Origin of the sequence: Hymenobacter sp. HDW8 (genome assembly GCF_011305775.1) — a bacterium.
Taxonomy (GTDB): Bacteria; Bacteroidota; Bacteroidia; order Cytophagales; family Hymenobacteraceae; genus Hymenobacter; species Hymenobacter radiodurans.
Genome location: NZ_CP049907.1, coordinates 2,725,240 through 2,742,547, shown reverse-complemented (window position 1 = coordinate 2,742,547; position 17,308 = coordinate 2,725,240). Strand labels below are relative to the sequence as shown.

17 protein-coding genes and 2 tRNA genes are annotated in these 17,308 nt (G+C 52.9%); 14 read left to right on the top strand and 5 right to left on the bottom strand.

Features of this window, described 5'->3' with window-relative positions; all coding sequences use genetic code 11:
- The first annotated feature begins 66 nt into the window (after positions 1-66).
- The 5 genes from G7064_RS11595 (at position 67) to G7064_RS11575 (ending at position 4,619) form a co-directional block, all read left to right on the top strand.
- Complete coding sequence (locus G7064_RS11595; protein WP_166075112.1) at positions 67-927, top strand: (Fe-S)-binding protein; 861 nt, start codon at positions 67-69, stop codon at positions 925-927.
- A gap of 114 nt (positions 928-1,041) precedes the next feature.
- On the top strand, positions 1,042-1,542 hold the full coding sequence (locus G7064_RS11590) for a hypothetical protein (RefSeq protein WP_166073703.1): 501 nt from the start codon (positions 1,042-1,044) through the stop codon (positions 1,540-1,542).
- A gap of 100 nt (positions 1,543-1,642) precedes the next feature.
- On the top strand, positions 1,643-1,909 hold the full coding sequence (locus G7064_RS11585; RefSeq protein ID WP_133271203.1) for a hypothetical protein: 267 nt from the start codon (positions 1,643-1,645) through the stop codon (positions 1,907-1,909).
- Positions 1,888-3,573: an OmpA family protein gene (locus tag G7064_RS11580; protein ID WP_166073702.1), complete on the top strand. Its 1,686-nt coding sequence runs from the start codon at positions 1,888-1,890 to the stop codon at positions 3,571-3,573. Before G7064_RS11585 ends, G7064_RS11580 begins: the two co-directional genes overlap by 22 nt.
- Positions 3,574-3,845: 272 nt before the next feature.
- The gene (locus G7064_RS11575; RefSeq protein WP_166073700.1) at positions 3,846-4,619 is read left to right on the top strand and encodes a DUF4476 domain-containing protein; all 774 of its coding nucleotides are present in this window, start codon (positions 3,846-3,848) and stop codon (positions 4,617-4,619) included.
- A gap of 76 nt (positions 4,620-4,695) precedes the next feature.
- On the opposite strand, the gene G7064_RS11570 is transcribed toward G7064_RS11575, so the two are convergent.
- Positions 4,696-5,172, bottom strand: coding sequence for a DUF4293 domain-containing protein (locus G7064_RS11570; protein WP_166073699.1), 477 nt, complete (start codon positions 5,170-5,172; stop codon positions 4,696-4,698).
- A 91-nt stretch (positions 5,173-5,263) separates the two neighbouring features.
- On the opposite strand from G7064_RS11570, the gene G7064_RS11565 reads away from it, so the two are divergent.
- The 5 genes from G7064_RS11565 to G7064_RS11545 all read left to right on the top strand — a co-directional run bounded on the left by G7064_RS11565 (position 5,264) and on the right by G7064_RS11545 (position 10,409).
- Positions 5,264-6,466 (top strand): thiolase family protein, encoded by a 1,203-nt coding sequence (locus G7064_RS11565; RefSeq protein WP_166073698.1) that lies wholly within the window; start codon positions 5,264-5,266, stop codon positions 6,464-6,466.
- A gap of 15 nt (positions 6,467-6,481) precedes the next feature.
- On the top strand, positions 6,482-7,027 hold the full coding sequence (locus G7064_RS11560; RefSeq protein ID WP_166073697.1) for a GNAT family N-acetyltransferase: 546 nt from the start codon (positions 6,482-6,484) through the stop codon (positions 7,025-7,027).
- Between the two features lie 76 nt (positions 7,028-7,103).
- Positions 7,104-7,895 (top strand): tRNA pseudouridine(38-40) synthase TruA, encoded by a 792-nt coding sequence (truA, locus tag G7064_RS11555; RefSeq protein ID WP_166073696.1) that lies wholly within the window; start codon positions 7,104-7,106, stop codon positions 7,893-7,895.
- 196 nt (positions 7,896-8,091) lie between these two features.
- Complete coding sequence (locus G7064_RS11550; protein WP_166075111.1) at positions 8,092-9,846, top strand: ABC transporter ATP-binding protein; 1,755 nt, start codon at positions 8,092-8,094, stop codon at positions 9,844-9,846.
- A gap of 41 nt (positions 9,847-9,887) precedes the next feature.
- Entirely contained in the window at positions 9,888-10,409 is a 522-nt protein-coding gene (locus G7064_RS11545) for a hypothetical protein (protein WP_166073695.1), read from the top strand.
- Between the two features lie 260 nt (positions 10,410-10,669).
- Here G7064_RS11545 and G7064_RS11540 read toward each other — a convergent pair whose 3' ends face one another.
- The 3 genes from G7064_RS11540 to G7064_RS11530 form a co-directional block, all read right to left on the bottom strand.
- The gene (locus G7064_RS11540) at positions 10,670-11,179 is read right to left on the bottom strand and encodes an outer membrane beta-barrel protein (protein WP_133271210.1); all 510 of its coding nucleotides are present in this window, start codon (positions 11,177-11,179) and stop codon (positions 10,670-10,672) included.
- Positions 11,180-11,344: 165 nt separating this feature from the next.
- Positions 11,345-11,418, bottom strand: a tRNA-Pro gene (locus G7064_RS11535).
- A 98-nt stretch (positions 11,419-11,516) separates the two neighbouring features.
- Positions 11,517-11,590 (bottom strand) — tRNA-Pro (locus G7064_RS11530).
- 272 nt (positions 11,591-11,862) lie between these two features.
- Here G7064_RS11530 and G7064_RS11525 point away from each other — a divergent pair.
- Positions 11,863-12,336 (top strand): T9SS type A sorting domain-containing protein, encoded by a 474-nt coding sequence (locus tag G7064_RS11525; protein WP_166073694.1) that lies wholly within the window; start codon positions 11,863-11,865, stop codon positions 12,334-12,336.
- A gap of 66 nt (positions 12,337-12,402) precedes the next feature.
- On the opposite strand, the gene G7064_RS11520 is transcribed toward G7064_RS11525, so the two are convergent.
- Positions 12,403-14,187, bottom strand: a complete 1,785-nt coding sequence (locus G7064_RS11520; protein ID WP_166073693.1) for an ABC transporter ATP-binding protein — start codon at positions 14,185-14,187, stop codon at positions 12,403-12,405.
- Between the two features lie 268 nt (positions 14,188-14,455).
- Here G7064_RS11520 and G7064_RS11515 point away from each other — a divergent pair, with 268 nt between their 5' ends.
- From G7064_RS11515 to G7064_RS11505, 3 genes are all read left to right on the top strand, one after another.
- Positions 14,456-15,547 (top strand): Glu/Leu/Phe/Val dehydrogenase dimerization domain-containing protein, encoded by a 1,092-nt coding sequence (locus G7064_RS11515; protein ID WP_133271212.1) that lies wholly within the window; start codon positions 14,456-14,458, stop codon positions 15,545-15,547.
- 115 nt (positions 15,548-15,662) lie between these two features.
- Positions 15,663-16,847 (top strand): transcription antitermination factor NusB, encoded by a 1,185-nt coding sequence (gene nusB / locus G7064_RS11510; protein WP_166073692.1) that lies wholly within the window; start codon positions 15,663-15,665, stop codon positions 16,845-16,847.
- 144 nt (positions 16,848-16,991) lie between these two features.
- Entirely contained in the window at positions 16,992-17,303 is a 312-nt protein-coding gene (locus tag G7064_RS11505; RefSeq protein WP_084443414.1) for a YtxH domain-containing protein, read from the top strand.
- Positions 17,304-17,308 lie beyond the last annotated feature (5 nt).

The following is a 17,308-nucleotide window of genomic DNA, read 5'->3' as shown; positions in this document are numbered from 1 at the left end:
CAAACGATATCAAAAACCAACTAAATGGCTGAGCAAATCACCAAGCGTCAAGTTACAGTTCCCGTTATGGCCGATCTGGCTGCCCGCGGCGAGCAACCCGAAATTCTGTTTTGGGTGGGTTGCGCAGGCGCCTTCGACGACCGCTATAAGCGCGTGACCCGGGCTTTTGTACGCATTCTGGAACACGTAGGCATAAAGTACGCTGTGCTGGGCATGGAAGAAACTTGCACTGGCGACCCTGCTAAGCGCGCCGGCAATGAGTTCCTGTTTCAGATGCAGGCCATGCAGAACATCACTACCCTGGATGGCTACCAGATCAAGAAGATTGTGACGGCCTGCCCACACTGCTTCAATACGATAAAGAACGAATACCCGGCGCTGGGGGGCAATTATGAAGTGATTCACCACAGCACTTTTCTTCAGCAGCTTATCAATGAAGGCAAGGTAGGCGTGGCGGGCGGCGGCGAATTCAAAGGTCGACGCATTACGTTCCACGATTCCTGTTACTTAGGTCGGGCCAACAATATTTACGAGGCGCCCCGCGATGTACTCGCAGCTCTCGACGCTGATTTGGTGGAAATGAAGCGGAGCCGCGCTAATGGGCTGTGCTGCGGGGCCGGTGGCGCGCAGATGTGGAAAGAAGCGGAGCCGGGCAACAAAGAAGTGAACATTGAGCGCACGGAAGAAGCTCTGTTTACCCTTGACGGCAACGCTCCTGCATTAGCGCAAACGCGTGGGGTAGAAGATGGCAATGCCGGCGCTACGCCAAGCCCTCGGGCCAACGCGCAGGGGGCAATTATTGCGGTATCATGCCCTTTCTGCATGACCATGATGAGCGACGGTGTGAAGAACAAGGAGCGCGAGTCGGATGTGCAAGTTTTCGATTTGGCAGAGCTGATTGCTAGTGCTGAAGGTCTGAACGCCTAGCGTCGAGCCGAAAGGCATTTTTGTTTATTCGAAACAGCCTCGTCGGAACTTCCCGGCGAGGCTGTTTCTTTGTATGATTAGAGTGTGTATTTCTAAGTTTCAAGCTACTCCTCCATGTTTGTTCCGTTCGAAGAATTGCCCCCCAGCGCCCGCATTTGGATTTATCAGGCCGACCGGCCACTGACGGAGGCAGAGCTAGCGGCCGTTGAGCCCGCGTTGGCTCAGTTTGCCGCCGAGTGGACCAGCCACGGCCGCACGCTGCGCGCTTCGGCCGCCTTTCGGCACGGACAGTTTTTGGTGTTGGGATTAGATGAAGCGGTAGCCGGTGCAAGTGGCTGCTCTATTGATACTTCCGTACGCTTTGTGCACGGCTTGGAGGAGCAATTGGGCGTAAATCTGCTGGAGAAATCGCACCTAGCTTTTCTCGTTGATGGGCAGGTGCAGTTGCTCGACCGGCGGGCATTGCGTGAGGCGGTGGCTACTGGCCAGCTCCAGCCCGAAACGCCTTATTTTGACAATACCATTGCCCAGCACGGCAAGCTAACGGCGGCGTGGCCCGCGCCAGCCGCTGAGACTTGGTTAGCCAAATACTTTCAACCCTCGCCGCAGCGTTAAACTTACGGCTCTACTCCTGCCGAAACTTAGTATTATTGCTAGGCATAACAGCATTGCTAATCTACGCCGCCAGCTTTACCCTTCCTACTGCTTTCCTTCTATGAAGAATTCTATTATTGTGTGGGCTGCCGCCGGATCAGTGGCTGCGTTGGGCCTCAGCGGCTGCGCGACCTCCGAATCTGGTACGAAAGCCGATAAGCGCTTTGCTCGCGGTGAATATGAAACGGCTATTGCCCTATATAAAGCGCAGGCAGAGCGGGGCAAAAATGCCCCCAGAGCAATTTTCGGGTTGGCGAATCGTATCGACTATCCAACCGCATCGAGCAGGCAGAGCTATATTATAAAATGGCCGTCGGAGCGGGCTTGAAGAACGCTGATGCTGGCTTCTATTATGGATTGGCGCTGAAAGCTAATGGTAAGTACGATGAAGCCATTGCCCAGTTTGATGACTACGTAAAGCTGGGCACCAACCGTGCCTTAGCTGCCCGGGCCGAAATAGAGGCCAAAAATACACGCTTGAGCAAAGAGCTTTTGGCGCTAAAAACGCGCGATGAAATCCAACCCCTTGATCAAGTAAACTCCGAGTCGGCGGACTTTAGCGCCACCATGATTCCGGATACCAAGGAAATCGTGTTTGCCTCGGGCCGAGATGGAAAGAAATACTTAGGCAATGGGGAAGGGTTTAATGACCTGTATGCCATTCGCTTTGAGGATGCGGAGAAGATGACCGGCGGCACCGTCCGCAAGTTGGAGCCCATCTTCAACACCGAAGGCATGCACGAGGCAAGCGCCACCTATAGCCCCGATGGCAAAATGGTCGTGTTTGCCCGCTCCAATAGTGGTAAGAAAAAGGGTTACCTAAGCGTTGACTTATGGGCTTCTTACTACCGCAGTGGCGCCTGGACCGAGCCCGCGCTCATCAATATCAACGACCGCACCACCGACGACTTCTCGCCCGTTTTCTCTCCCGATGGTGAAACGCTGTACTTCGCCTCCGGCCGCAAAGGTGGTGAAGGCGGCACCGATCTTTATAAAGCGACCATAGCCGCCAATGGCCGTTTCGCGCCCGCTGAAAACTTGGGTCCTGAAATCAATACGCCGGGCAATGAGAGCTTTCCGGCCATTGCTCCCGATGGCACGCTGTTTTTCTCCTCCGACGGGCACCCCGGCATCGGCAAGCTGGATGTGTTTGTGGTTGATAAGGGCAAGGTGCGCAATCTAGGCGCGCCCTTCAATAGCAGCGGCGACGATTTTGCTCCCTACTTCACGGCCCAAAACGTGGGTGTATTCTCTTCGAACCGGGCAGGTGGCAAAGGCAGCGACGACTTGTACCGCTTCCGTCGCAACACCACAAAGCTCGTCAACTTCTTCGTGGATGGCACTGTGCTGGAGCGCGACGCCAAAACCGGCACTACGAAGCCCGTCGCCTCCGAAAACGTGGAGCTGTTTGCCAATGGCAACCGTAAACTTCTGGAAGTCACTACCGATGCTGAAGGTAAGTTTAGCTTCAAACTTGACTCGGCCACGACCTATGCACTGGTGGCTGACCGCCCCGGCTACTTCACGGCCCGTACTTCCGTAACGACGGTAGGCAAGATGCCTGCTCAGGATCAGCTGCCGGAATTAGTGAATGACATTCGCCTGCCCGCGACACTCACGCTCAATAAGATCGTGAAGAACGTGGCCATTGTAGTCGAGAATATCTTCTACGATTACAACAAAGCCGACATTCGTCCCGATGCCGCAATCGAGTTGGACAAGCTGGTTGAAACGCTGAATGACAACCCCAAAATCACGATTGAGCTAAGCTCCCACACCGACTCGCGCGGTAAGGACGCCTATAACGCCAGCTTATCGCAGCGCCGCGCTCAATCGGCTGTCGATTATATCATTTCCAAAGGCATTGCGAAAGAGCGCATTACGGCCAAAGGCTATGGCGAAACGCAACCTGTAGTTCGCAACGCCAAAACCGAGGAGCAGCACCAGCGCAACCGTCGTACGGAGTTTAAAGTGACACGCATAGCTGAATAACGATCTGCATAGAACCAAAAAAGCCCCCGTACGCGTACGGGGGCTTTTTTGTGCTTTGGTGTATCCCTCAATCTTGTGGTAGCTAATTTCAGCAACACACCTAAGAACAAGTAATAGAGATAGTTAGAAACTACCTAAAGTAATAAGAGGCTGATAATTAAAACGCTAACCTTACTATGAAATCGAATAGGATTTACTATATTCAAAATGGCATAATACTTGGCTTAAAGAAGCTATCGGGAGCATCCCTATTGCTCTCACATTCTTCACACATGAAAAAGGCCTTACTTTTGAGCATCAGTTTGCTGATGCTATTATCGGCCCAGCTGCGTGCGGCGCCGGTTATTGTCAACTTTGCTTCCGAGCGCGGGGTGCCGTTTCACTTGGTATTCGATGGGCAGCCGCTGACGCGTGGCGGCGTACGCCAAGTGTCCATCGACCGCCTTGCTCCGGGTTTCCACTGGGCTGAATTTCGAATTCCGACGCCTTACGGTCGGGCCGTCAATTACCGTACACGCGTGTTTCTGGATCCGGGGTTGGAGACTAGCTACGTGCTTATTGCCCGTAATGGCTTCGCGCCAGCGTTGCGGAAAGTAGCGGCCGTGCCGCTCGGCTTGGGCCGCGGACCTGGCCGTCGGGCGTATCCCGATGACGTCATTTACGACGATGACCGACGGGAGCCGAACGCGCCCGTTGACCCTTATGGGGCGTACCACAACGGTCCGGGCACGGCTTACCCTGGCGCTTATCAGGTAATGACGCCGCAGGACGTCGACGCGTTGGCACAAGCGCTGGCAAATCGTTCCTTCGATAGCGACAAGCTGCTAGTGGCCCGCCAAGCCTTGAGCGAAACGAGTATTCGGGCCGATGATTTGCGCCACCTGCTCACGCAGTTCGACTTCGATAAAGACAAGCTGGAGTTAGCCAAATATGCGTACCCTGCGGTGGCTGATCGGCAGAATTTCTATCGGGTTTACGACGTGTTTCGCTTCAGTTCCAGCGCCCGTGAGCTGGAGGCATTCGTAGAGCGCAACCGAGGTCGATAGATAATCTATTAAGCATTAAAAAAGCCCCCCAGAATGTTTCTGGGGGCTTTTTTGTGACTCGGTAGTGCAGTAGAAGTTACCGAAGCCGATCCATGCTGCGCACGAGTTGCTCGTCGCGGCGGATGAAGCGGTTGGCCAGCACATTGAGCAGCAGCGCGAGAGTAGGCAGGTAAAAGCCGGCCTCAAACTCGCCGGGAACTTTGATATTGAGCAGCTGCTCGCCTACCCCAGAGTAGTAGAAGCCCGCGCCAATGGTAGCTACTATCAGCAGAAAGTTGACTAAGCCTAGCTTAAGCTGGCGGAAACGATTTTTAAATTGGAAAATTTCATACACCGCCACTGCCGCTGAAACCAGCGCCAAAATAGCAATGAGATAGGTTGGCGTCGGCGCTGGTGAGCCCGCTTGAGGGTTTGTAAAAGCCAGTTTGTAGGCCGATAGCACCACTTCTTGCCCGGTTAGGGGGTCGGTTTTGCTCCAGATGGGCAATACCAATACACTCAGCATGGCCAAGGCCAGCAAAAGAAGGAACACGCTTTGGATTCTTTGTATCATCTTTGTGGTTTGACGGTTCGCGCCGCGTTGCCGAAGCCTACGGGCCGGCAAAAGTAGCCAACAACGACCGTAATAACCGCATTCCAAGCCAATGCTAAGTGCTTATATAGTAGATGCCGTCCGCACCCCTATCGGACGGTTTGGCGGTGCGCTCAGTAGCGTCCGCCCCGATGATCTCGCCGCACACATACTGCGCGAGCTATTACGCCGCAATCCAACCTTAGATAAGGTGGCCGTAGAAGACATTATTATCGGTGCCGCCAACCAGGCCGGCGAAGACAACCGCAATGTGGCTCGTATGGCTGGCCTGCTGGCCGGCTTGCCTACTACGGTGCCCGGCAACACCGTAAATCGCCTGTGCGCTTCGGGTTTGCAAAGCATTATTGATGCTTCGCGGGCCGTGCGCTGCGGTGAGGGTGACGTGTACTTGGCCGGTGGCGCCGAGAGCATGACCCGGGCTCCTTTCGTGATGGCGAAGTCAGAAACAGCCTTCGGCCGGGAGCTTACGGCTCATGATACCACCTTGGGCTGGCGTTTTGTCAATCAGAAGCTTTCCAAGCTGCATCACCCATATGCCATGGGCGAAACGGCGGAGAACGTAGCTCGCAAATACGGTATCACGCGTTTGGAGCAGGACGAATTTGCCTTTAACTCCCAGCGCAAGTATCACCGTGCCAACGAGAAAGGCCGTTTCCGCCGCGAAATCGTACCTGTATTCGTGCCCAACCCCAAGGGTGATGCTGCCTTGTTTGACACCGATGAGCCACCGCGCTTGTCTACCTTGGAGAAATTAGGCACGCTGAAACCTGCTTTCCAGCCCCAAGATGGTACCGTGACGGCTGGCAACTCGGCTGGCATCAACGACGGCGCGGCCGGGGTGATAGTAGTGAGCGAAGAGGCACTGCGGCGTTATAACCTCAAGCCTCTGGCCCGCGTGGTAGCCTCCGCTGTTGCTGGTGTAGACCCGGCTTACATGGGTCTCGGACCAGTGCCCGCCAGCCAAAAGGTATTGCAGCGCGCAGGCCTGACCATGAACGATATGGATTTGATTGAGTTGAACGAAGCGTTTGCCGCTCAGTCCATAGCCTGCATGCGCGACCTAGAGCTTGATCCTGAGAAAGTAAATGTCAACGGCGGTTCTATTGCCATCGGCCACCCGCTGGGTGCTAGCGGTTCGCGTATCACGGCGACGTTGCTGCACGAAATGCAGCGCCGCGAAGGCGTGCGCTACGGACTAGCTACTATGTGCGTAGGAGTAGGGCAGGGAGCAGCAGTAATTTACGAGAAGGTCTAAATTTGCCCCCAGCTTATGTCTGCTGCCTGGCTGCGCCCCACATTGGAATTACCCGTGCATGGGGCGCGGCTGCGGCCCTGGCAGCTCAGTGATGCTCAGGCATTAAGCACGCACGGCAATAGCCGCGCCATCTGGCTGAACCTGCGCGACCGGTTTCCCAATCCCTATACGCTCACTGATGCTGAGCACCATCTGCGCTTTGTATTAAGTCCGGAAGGCATGACCGACGTGCACTTGTGCATAGAGGTAGATGGGGAAGCGGCTGGGAGCATCAGCGTATTATTCAAGCAAGATGTCAATCGGCGTTCAGCAGAAATTGGTTACTTCTTAGGTCAGAAGTTTTGGGGCCGCGGCATCACGACAGCGGCAGTTGTCGCCTTGACGGACTACGCGTTCACCAATTTTGACTTGTGCCGCCTGTATGCTGTGGTGTTTGCCCCGAATGCTGCTTCTGCACGCGTGCTGGAAAAGGCTGGCTATGAGCTAGAAGCGCGCTTGCGTAAGAGTATCACTAAGGATGGCCAAACTATGGATTCTCTGCTTTACGCTTCAGTAAAGTAGCATAAGCAGTAGCTTGCGCCTTATTAAACGGCCTCAGACAGTGCAGCAATTGTGCTCGTCAAAGCCTCCGCTCTACATGCGCTATTTTCTTCATCTGGCCTACGATGGCACCCGTTTTCACGGCTGGCAGGTGCAGCCTAACACCCTGACGGTACAGCAAGAGCTAGACCGCTGCCTCTCGCAGGTATTGCGCCAGCCCGTCTATACAGTAGGCAGTGGCCGCACCGATACGGGCGTGCACGCCAGCCACCAGGTAGCGCACTTCGACGCCGATTTGCCCCCCACGCTGGACGAGGCCACCATTTTATATCGCCTAAACCGCGCATTGCCCCCCGACATTGCCGTGCGGCGCTTGCATGCCGTACCCGACAAAGCCCACGCCCGCTTCGATGCCGAAGCACGTACCTACGAGTACTTCGTGCGCCTCATTCCTGATCCGTTCGGGGTTAATCAAAGCCTTTACCTAGATCGGGCGCCGGACGTAGCCGCGATGAATACTGCGGCCGCCTACCTCATCGGCTCCCGCGATTTTACCAGCTTTTCCAAAGTGAAAGGCGGCGAAAACCATTACATCTGTGTGTGTTATGAAGCGGGCTGGCATTCTATTCCGGGCGGTTTGGTGTTTCGCATTCGGGCCAATCGCTTTGTGCGCGGCATGGTGCGCTTGGTGGTAGGAACGCTGCTGAGCGTAGGCCGGGGCAAATTGACTCCCGAGGAATTTGGCCATACTCTACATACCCAAAGCCGTATTGCCGCTAGTGGCGCTGCGGTGGCGAAAGGCTTATTCCTGAGCCGAGTTGAGTACCCGTCGGAGTTGGTTGCAGCCGAAGAGCCTACCGGAATGCCGTACTTTGTGCCGACTTCTTAACATCTTTCCTCCGCAGGAGTGACGAGTGTGTGGGGCAAAAGTGAGTGTAAGCCGCTGCTGTTTTTGCAACCTCTAAGGCTTATGTGTGGTTACTTCTCCTTAGTACCCTGTATTGATTAAAAAATCCTCTGTGGAGCAAACAACTACCGCCACCAAAACCGGCAACATCTTCGATTGGCAGGTGCTAAGCCGCCTGATGAAGTATGTGCGGCCGTACCGGCGGATATTTTATTTTCTGATTTTCCTGACCGTTGCTACGGCCGCGCTGGGCACCTTACGTCCTTTTCTGATCCAGAAAATGGTGGACCGAAGCATCGAGCAGGGCGACTTGACGGGCGTGAACCAGATGTTTGTGCTGCTGCTGGTGCTGCTGGTAGCTCACACGCTGGTAAGCTATCTGCAAACCTACTTCGGCGGTTGGCTGGGTCAGTATATCGTGCGCGATATTCGGGTTGATCTGTATCAACACATTCTGAATCTGCGCCTTAAGTTCTTCGACCGCACACCCATTGGAGTGCTGGTAACCCGCAATATTTCCGACGTAGAAACATTGTCGGATGTGTTCAGCGAGGGGTTAGCGGCCATGATTGGCGACATTCTCCAACTGCTGTTCATTATGGGCTTCATGTTTTGGATTGACTGGCGCCTCACGCTGGTGAGTTTGTCGGTCATTCCGCCTTTGATTATCAGCACGTATGTGTTCAAGGAGAAGGTAAAGCAGTCGTTTCAGGAGGTACGCACGGCGGTGGCCAACCTCAATTCCTTCGTGCAGGAGCACCTAACGGGCATGAACGTAGTGCAGATCTTCAACAACGAAGAGCGCGAGTTTCGCAAGTTCAAAGCCATTAACCAGGAGCACACACGGGCCAATGTGAAGTCGGTGCTGTATTACTCCATCTACTTCCCAGTGGCTGAGGTGTTGGCCGCTATTGGCGTAGGGTTGCTGGTATGGTATGCGGCGCAGGGCCAGATTGAGGGCACTATCTCAAAGGGAGCGCTTATTGCCTTTATCCTGTATAATGCGCTGTTCTTCCGGCCAATTCGGCAAATTGCTGACCGCTTCAATACATTGCAGCTTGGCCTAGTAAGCACGGACCGTCTGCTGAAATTGCTTGATAGCAAGGAGCTTATTGCCGATACTGGCACGCTGGCGCCAGCCTCCATCCGTGGGGATGTGGCCTTTGAAAAAGTCTGGTTTGCCTACAACGACGAAGAGTACGTGCTGCGCGACATCAGCTTTGACGTAAAAGCAGGCCAAACCATTGCCTTTGTGGGAGCTACTGGTGCCGGCAAGACCTCTATTATTAACCTGCTGAGCCGCTTCTACGAAATTAACAAAGGCACGATTCGCGTTGATGGGCACGATTTGCGCGAGTTCGACCTGAAGGAGTTGCGCCGCCATATTGGGGTGGTGTTGCAGGATGTGTTCTTGTTTGCAGGCACCATCGCCGACAACATCACGCTGGGAAATAAGGATATTACGGAGGCCCAAATCTGGGAAGCAGCCGATTTGGTCGGTGCCCGACGCTTTATTGAGCGACTGCCGGGCGGCTTGCATTATCCGGTAATGGAGCGCGGGGCCACACTTTCCGTTGGTCAGCGCCAGCTTATTAGCTTCGTGCGGGCCATGGTATACCAGCCGCAGATTATTATTCTGGATGAGGCTACTTCCTCGGTCGATAGCGAAACGGAGGAGCTGATACAAGAGGCTATCGACAAACTTATGGAGGACCGCACCTCACTGGTTATTGCGCACCGTCTCAGCACTATTCAGAAGGCCGACCGCATTATTGTGCTCGACCGCGGCGAGATCAAGGAATCAGGAACGCACGAAGAACTATTGCGTCATGGGGGCTTTTATCAGCAGCTCTACCAAATGCAGTACAAAGACGTGAGCATGGAGCTGAACAGTGAAAAAGTGGATCTGGGAAGTAGCGCTCGTACTTCTTAATTCACATTGTACTTTGTAGCACTCACTTTAAACACTACATAATGCGTTGGTTCTGGCTTATCGGTTTTGCTCTGGTGCTTATTCTGGGTGGCGTATATGCTTATCTGGGAGGTTTCCGTCAGCCTGAAGTAACGGTGATTACAACTGCGAAGCCCATCTTTTTGGCTGGGCGCTACTACAATGGGCCCGTTCAGGGAGATGAGTTTGGGCCTCTGTTTCGTCAGGCGCAGCAGTACAAGGAGAAGAATCACCTCCAGGGCACACTCGGCAATATCTATTATAATGACCCCGAGGCGGCCGGCGACACAGTAAAAGCCTTTATCGGCCTTATCGTAGCGGATACTGTTTCGCAGAATTTGCCCCCCGGCTACCGCTACAGCACATTCAGCGGTGGGCAGCGGGTAGTACAGGCCCGACTTGAAGCCAGTTATATGCTGGCGCCCGGCAAGCTCTACAGTGGTATCAAAGAATACGCAAAGCAACAGAAGATACCGCTGCGCCAGGTGTATGTGGAGCAATTTCCGGACGCAGGGCCGGCGGAAGTGTTGGCAGTAGTTAAGTAGAGAAACCTCAAAACAAAGCCGGCCCGGATATACATCGGGGCCAGCTTTGTGCTTGGTAAAATGGCAATTTTATTGGCGACCTATGTAATAAGAGGCTCCTAGCGTGAGATTGCTCAAGCCAAAATTGGCTCCAAAGCTTGAGGTTTTAGTTTCCCTATCATATTGTCCCTCCTGTAAACTTGAAGGCTTAGTGCGAGTGCGAGAATAGCCAATACTACCAGCAGTCAGTTCCAAACCTAGTTTATGAGAAGGAAAGAAAACTAGTGCTGGAGTGATACTGACACCCCCCCATTAGTTTTACTTTTACGTTCATTATCAATTCCATCAAATGTAGTGGTAGTAACTTGATGATTTAATCCAGCTGATAATTGGCTATAAAATCCGAAGCTCTCAATCGGGAAATAGTAGTAACGCAGAAAAGGCGCTACATTATAAGTGATAGATTTTGTTATCAGTTTGTTCGGGCGGGCGGGATCGGCACTTTCAGAATAAGGCCTAATTTCTTTTGTTGTACCAAATCCAAAAGACAGCCCTGCAGCTAGATTGTCAGCTATAAAGTAACCTGCATTTGGATTGATATTAAAATTTTGATAAGTGAGCTCTATTGGGTTTGGACCGGCAGGAATGACTGACCCAACATACTTGCTCTCATTAGTAGACCAATTGTATCCAATACTTCCCCCAATTAAAGAGGTGCCTCTACTTATTTGAGCTTGAGCTATTGAGAAGTTTAGAGATAAGAGTAATGCCAGAAAAACGATCTTCTTCATACAGATAGTGGAAAAGGAAGTAAAGAGATAAAGTGATTGAATACCAAGCTGGCAAAGAACGCAACCCTAACTTCATCTTGTATAGTAGATATAATAATTAAATTATAATATATAAAAAAGCCCCCAAACAATCGTCTGGGGGGCTTTTTTGAGAGTTAGAGTAAGTCGGGGTGGCAGGATTCGAACCTACGGCCTCGTCGTCCCGAACGACGCGCGCTACCGGGCTGCGCTACACCCCGAGAGAGGTGCCGTGGGGCACCAAGCCTTCCTTTTACTGCCCAAAAAAAGCCTCCGAATCGAAATTCGAAGGCTTCTTTTAAACAGCGAACTGTTTCTGTCGGAGTGGCAGGATTCGAACCTACGACCTCCAGCACCCCATGCTGGCGCGATACCAGGCTACGCTACACCCCGATAGAATCGAATCGCAAAGATAAGAGACGATTTGGGTTTGGCACAATCTTCGGAAGGATAAAATTTGCGGCTAAAACTGATAAAGCTACCCTAATACAAACCTAAAAATTTGATGAAAGGAAGAAGGCGTTTGCCAGCAATTAGGCTGGGACCTACTTATCGGTTGAGGCTGAATAGAATGCAGTTGTAAAGAGGAAAATTAGAATAGAAGAATACCAACTGTGTTATACTTTTACAGGATATTGACTTTGTCTCTTTCGTTTCGGATGCATATGAAAAAATTTACTGTATTGCTGGGCTTAGGAATGGTCTTTTTGCTAACGGTGCCAACACTAGCCCAAACGAAAACCGCTGCGAAGCCCGTAGCACCCGCAGCTAAGCCAGCCGCCCCTGCACTAACCGCATCGGCTGCCGCTGAGAAGTCCACCGAGGCTGCTGAGCCAGCTACTGGTGCCCCTTCCTTGATAACTGATAAGATGGAAGCGCCAGCCGCCACTTCTGGAGCGCTCAAGGTGAGCTTGGATAATAACCCGTTAACCAAGAGCCTTATCGTGCGCACCGATGCCGCCGGCCCTACCCGCGTGGAAATAAACGACGGCGAAGGCCGACCTGTACTGACCCGCAATATGATGGTTGGTAATAAGCCGACCTCACTCGACGTAAGTCGCTTGCCTGCTGGCTACTACATTGTACAATGCACCGCCGGCGAACGAAAAGGGATGCGCCGGGTAATGCTTGGTCAATAATAGCAACGACACAAAAAAGCCCCCCAGACTTGTTCTGGGGGGCTTTTTTGTGTCGTAATGCCAACCTTACACTTCTTCCGTCTGCAACTGCCGTTCGTAGAGAGCACGGTAGAGGCCATTTGCGTCCGCCATCAGTGCCGCGTGGGTACCATGCTGGACAATCTGGCCGTCGTCGAGCACGAGAATCTCATCAGCCAGCTTCACCGATGATACCCGATGAGAGATAATCAGGCTGGTGCGGTTGGCCATAATGCGTTGAAGGCTACCCAGAATCGCATTCTCCGTGTTGGTATCGACGGCTGAGAGTGAGTCATCCAGAATCAGAATTTTGGGCTCTTTAACCAAGGCACGGGCAATACTGACGCGCTGTTTTTGCCCCCCAGATAGTGTAATTCCTCGCTCGCCAAGCTTGGTGTCGAAGCCCAGCGGAAACTGCACAATGTTGTCGTACACGTTGGCGTCTTTGGCCGCTTGCAGCATTCTTTCCTCCGTCGGGTTTTCGAGGCCGAAATTGATATTGTTGCGGATTGAGTCCGAAAACAGGAACACATCCTGGGGTACGTAGCCAATTTGCTCCCGCAACGACGTCAGGGCATAGTCGCGCACATCGGTGCCATCTACCAGAATGCTGCCGTCGGTTACGTCGTAAAGACGACAGAGCAGGGCAGCCACGGTACTTTTGCCTGAGCCCGTATTGCCGATAACGGCTAAGGTTTGACCGGGACGAATTCGGAAGCTGACGCTTTTAAGAGCCTGAATACCAGTGTCAGGGTACGTGAAAGACACGTTATCAAATATGATATCACCCTGAATGTCGCGCTCTACATTTTGGCGGGAGATGATGTCCGTCTTCTGATTCATGAACTCATTGATACGCGCCTGTGAAGCTTCTGCCCGCTGCACGAGGCTGCTAGTCCAGCCCAGGGCCGTAACGGGCCAAGTAAGCAGATTTACATAAATCAGAAACTCGGCGATACTACCCACACTGATAGTACCACGAATAACTTCCTGTCCCCCAATCCAGACGGTGATAATGGTGCTTAAGCCGACTAGAAACAGAATCAGCGGGAAAAACAGGGAGTTCACAAAGTTCAGACTCAATGACTTCTCCCGGTAGTTGTCGCTGGCGACGGTAAACTGCTGGTGCGAATCCTCTTCACGCACAAACGACTTCAATACCCGGATGCCCGAAAACGCCTCCTGCACGAACGTTGTCATGCTAGAAAGCGAGCGTTGAATTTCATCCGACTTGCGCTCAATCAGATTGTTGACGTAGAAAATGCTGATAGAGAGAATCGGCAGCGGCAAAAGCGTGTAAATCGTCAGCTTCACGTTCACCATCAGCATCAGCGGGATGATGAGCACAAATAGAACGACGAGCTGCAGGAAGTACATGATGGCCGGCCCGATGTACATGCGCACCCGGCCCACGTCCTCGGAGATGCGCGACATCAGGTCGCCGGTATTGTGGCGCCGGTAGAAGCTCAGCGGCAACGATTGGTAATGCTGAAAAATCTCGTTCTTCTGGTCGTTCTCTACCCGCCGCGACATCACAATGAGCGTCTGGCGCATGAAGAACAGGAAAATGCCCCGCAGCAGCGCCATAATTACAATGAGCAGACCGTAGAGGAGCACATTGCGACCAAACAGCTCGTACACGCCGCTTTGCGCCTGCGTGCCAGCAAAAAGGTGATATAAGTCGATGCCTTCATTCACTAAATCGAAGGCGTAGCGCACGATTTGGGCCGGGAAAATAGCCAGCAGCGTCGACAGCGCCACGAACAGCACCCCACCCAGGAAATGCCATTTATAGCGGTACAAATACTTATTGGTAGAGGCAAGAGCGCGCACAGGTCGAGGTGTTGGAATGGGGTAGCGAAGGGAGTCGCCAAGCGGTGTAAGCCCGACGGCTGGGGGGCAAAATCAGAAAATCGGGTTACTTTTGCCCCCAAATTGAGGGGTAATGCTAAGCTCCAGCTCCGCAAATCGTCGTACGTCTAACGTTAGTTACGACCACAACGATTCACCATGTTGGAGCTTCGTCTTGCCCTCAAAGATACAACAACCGCTTTCCACCCAGTTTACCTTCCCACCCACCCAATTTTAATTTTTGTCCCGCATGGTTGAAATCCAAGAGTTGACCAATACTTCGGTCTTCGGTCAGATTGCCGAGCATCAACACGAACAGGTCGTATTCTGCCACGACCACGAAACTGGCCTCAAGGCCATTATCGGTATTCACAACACGGTGCTCGGCCCAGCTTTGGGCGGTACTCGCATGTGGGAATACGCTTCCGACGCAGAAGCCCTGAACGACGTGCTGCGTTTATCACGCGGCATGACCTACAAGGCAGCCATTTCGGGCTTGAACCTAGGCGGTGGCAAAGCCGTCATCATTGGCGACGCCAAAACGCAAAAAACCGAAGCCTTGCTACGCAAGTTTGGTCGCTTCGTGAAGAATCTCAACGGCAAGTATATCACGGCCGAAGACGTAGGGATGACGACCAAGGATATGCAGTATATCCGTATGGAAACCAAGCACGTAGCTGGCCTGCCCGAGAGCATGGGCGGTTCCGGCGACCCTTCACCCGTGACGGCTTTTGGTACCTATATGGGGATGAAAGCCGCTGCCAAGAAAGCCTTCGGATCGGAGAGCTTGGCCGGCAAGCGCATTGCAGTGCAGGGCGTAGGCCACGTGGGGGGCTATTTGTTGGAGCACCTCATTAAGGAAGGCGCCAAAATTGTGCTGACCGACTACTACGAGGACCGCAAGCTGGAAATGGCGGCCAAGTATAACGCGGTAGCCGTGGGCCTCGATGAAATCTACGATCAGGAAGTAGATATCTATTCACCTTGCGCGCTGGGTGCCACCATCAACAGTGACACAATTGACCGCTTGAAGTGCCGCGTTATTGCGGGCTGCGCCAACAACCAGCTGCAGGACGAGAACGTGCATGGGCCGGCGCTGGTAGAGCGCGGCATCATTTACGCTCCCGACTTCCTTATCAATGCTGGGGGGCTAATTAACGTCTACTCCGAGGTAATTGGCGGTAGCCGCAAGTCGGCCCTGAGTCAGACTGAAAAGATTTACGACTTCACCACAGAGGTGCTTAACAAGGCTGAGCTTGAGGGAATTCATCCTCAAAAAGCCGCTATTCGCCAAGCTGAGCAGCGTATTGCTGCATTAGGCAAGGTAAAATCAACTTATTAATTGCGTTGCGCGTTGTGGGTTGCCTTTTGACCGGTAACAGAACAGCTTTTTTATAGAGCAGTATCTCCTAACTAACAACAGGCAACTCACAACTCGTAACAGACACCACACCAGAATGCTCAATCGTCGCTCGCTTCGCATCAAGGTTATGCAGGCCCTATACGCTTACCATCAGGCAGTAGGGTCAGATTTTCTGCTGGCCAATGACCGCATTGCCGAGGAATTTGCCCCCGACCTCACTTCCCCCGAACCCCAGGACCGTAAGGTGCTGCAAGGTCAGCGCAAGCTGGCCGAGGTCATCTTTAAGGAATGGCACAAAACCAAAGCTGACCCGGAAAAAACCGAAGATGCTGCCGTAAACGAGGCTGTGGCCGATGCTATCAGCTTCTACGAAAAGCAGGTCAAGAAAGAGGGTACCTTCTTTGAGGGGCAAATGCTGCACGCAGCGGAGAGCATTCACGACCAATATATTCATCTGCTGAACCTGCCTACCGCTTTGCTGCGGGTGATGGAGGATGAGCGCGACCGTGAAGCGCGTCGGTTTACGCCTTCTAAGGAAGCACTACTCGACACTACTCGCTTTGAGCAAAACCAAGTGCTGGAGAAGCTCGTGGGCAACAAGCAACTGCAGGACCTCACCATTCGGCGCAAGCTGCAATGGAACGGCGAGCAGGAGATGGAAGCGCTACGCACCGCTTGGCGTCAGGAAATAAAGCAGGACGCAGAGTTTCAGGCGTACTTGGCCGCACCGGGGGGCAATTATACCGAAGACCAGGAAGCGCTGAAGCACCTGTACAAGACCTTCGTGTTTAAGGAAGGCGCACTGGCTACCCAGCTAGATGAGGCGGACCTGAACTGGGAGGAAAACCGTCCGGTGGTGAAAAACCTAGTGGTGAAGACCATAAAAATGCTTGACGAAGCGGCCGACGAGAACCTGGAGCTCATGGCGTTGTCAGCCAACTGGGCCGAGGACAAGGAATTTGCCCAAAGCCTTTATCAGCAAACGCTTGCCGATGACGAGCGCTACGAAAAGCTGATTGCCGAGTCAGTGCAGAACTGGGACGTGGAGCGCGTAGCCCAACTCGACAAGATCGTGCTGAAGATGGCACTCTGCGAAATGCACCTTTTCCGTAGCATTCCGGTGAAGGTGACCATCAACGAGTACATCGAAATCAGCAAGATGTACAGCACACCGAAAAGCAAGCAGTTTATCAACGGTATTCTGGACAAGCTGGCCCAGGATTTGACGGCTAGCGGTGCTATCCGCAAGTCGGGTCGTGGCTTGCTTGACAATCAGTAATGGTTAAAGCTTAGTACAAGCAGAAAGCAAGCGAGACATCGACCCATTATTCGGTTGACTATATATCTCATTTTGCGTCTTTGCGTACTCAGTAGTAACTAACGTCTCATTTCTCACCTGTTTGTACTCACTTCTCTAAAAAATATGGGTAGCAAAACCACTACCGGCCTTGTGTGCTTCGCGGGCGGTGCCCTTACCGGAGCCGTTTTGGGTCTGCTGTACGCGCCTGAAAAAGGCCGCGAAACCCGCAGCTGGCTGAGTTATCAGCTCGAAAAGTACCGTGAGGTACTCGCTGATCTTACCGAAAGCTTGGTGACGAGCCGGGTAGATGCCGGCCCTTCAACGGCTAAGTCGGAAGGGCAGAAAGTCATTCGCGAAGCCAAAGACAAAGCGGAGCAGTTGCTCGGCGATGTTGACCAGCTCATCAACCAAATCAATTCTCGTAAGACGGTTTAGGTAAT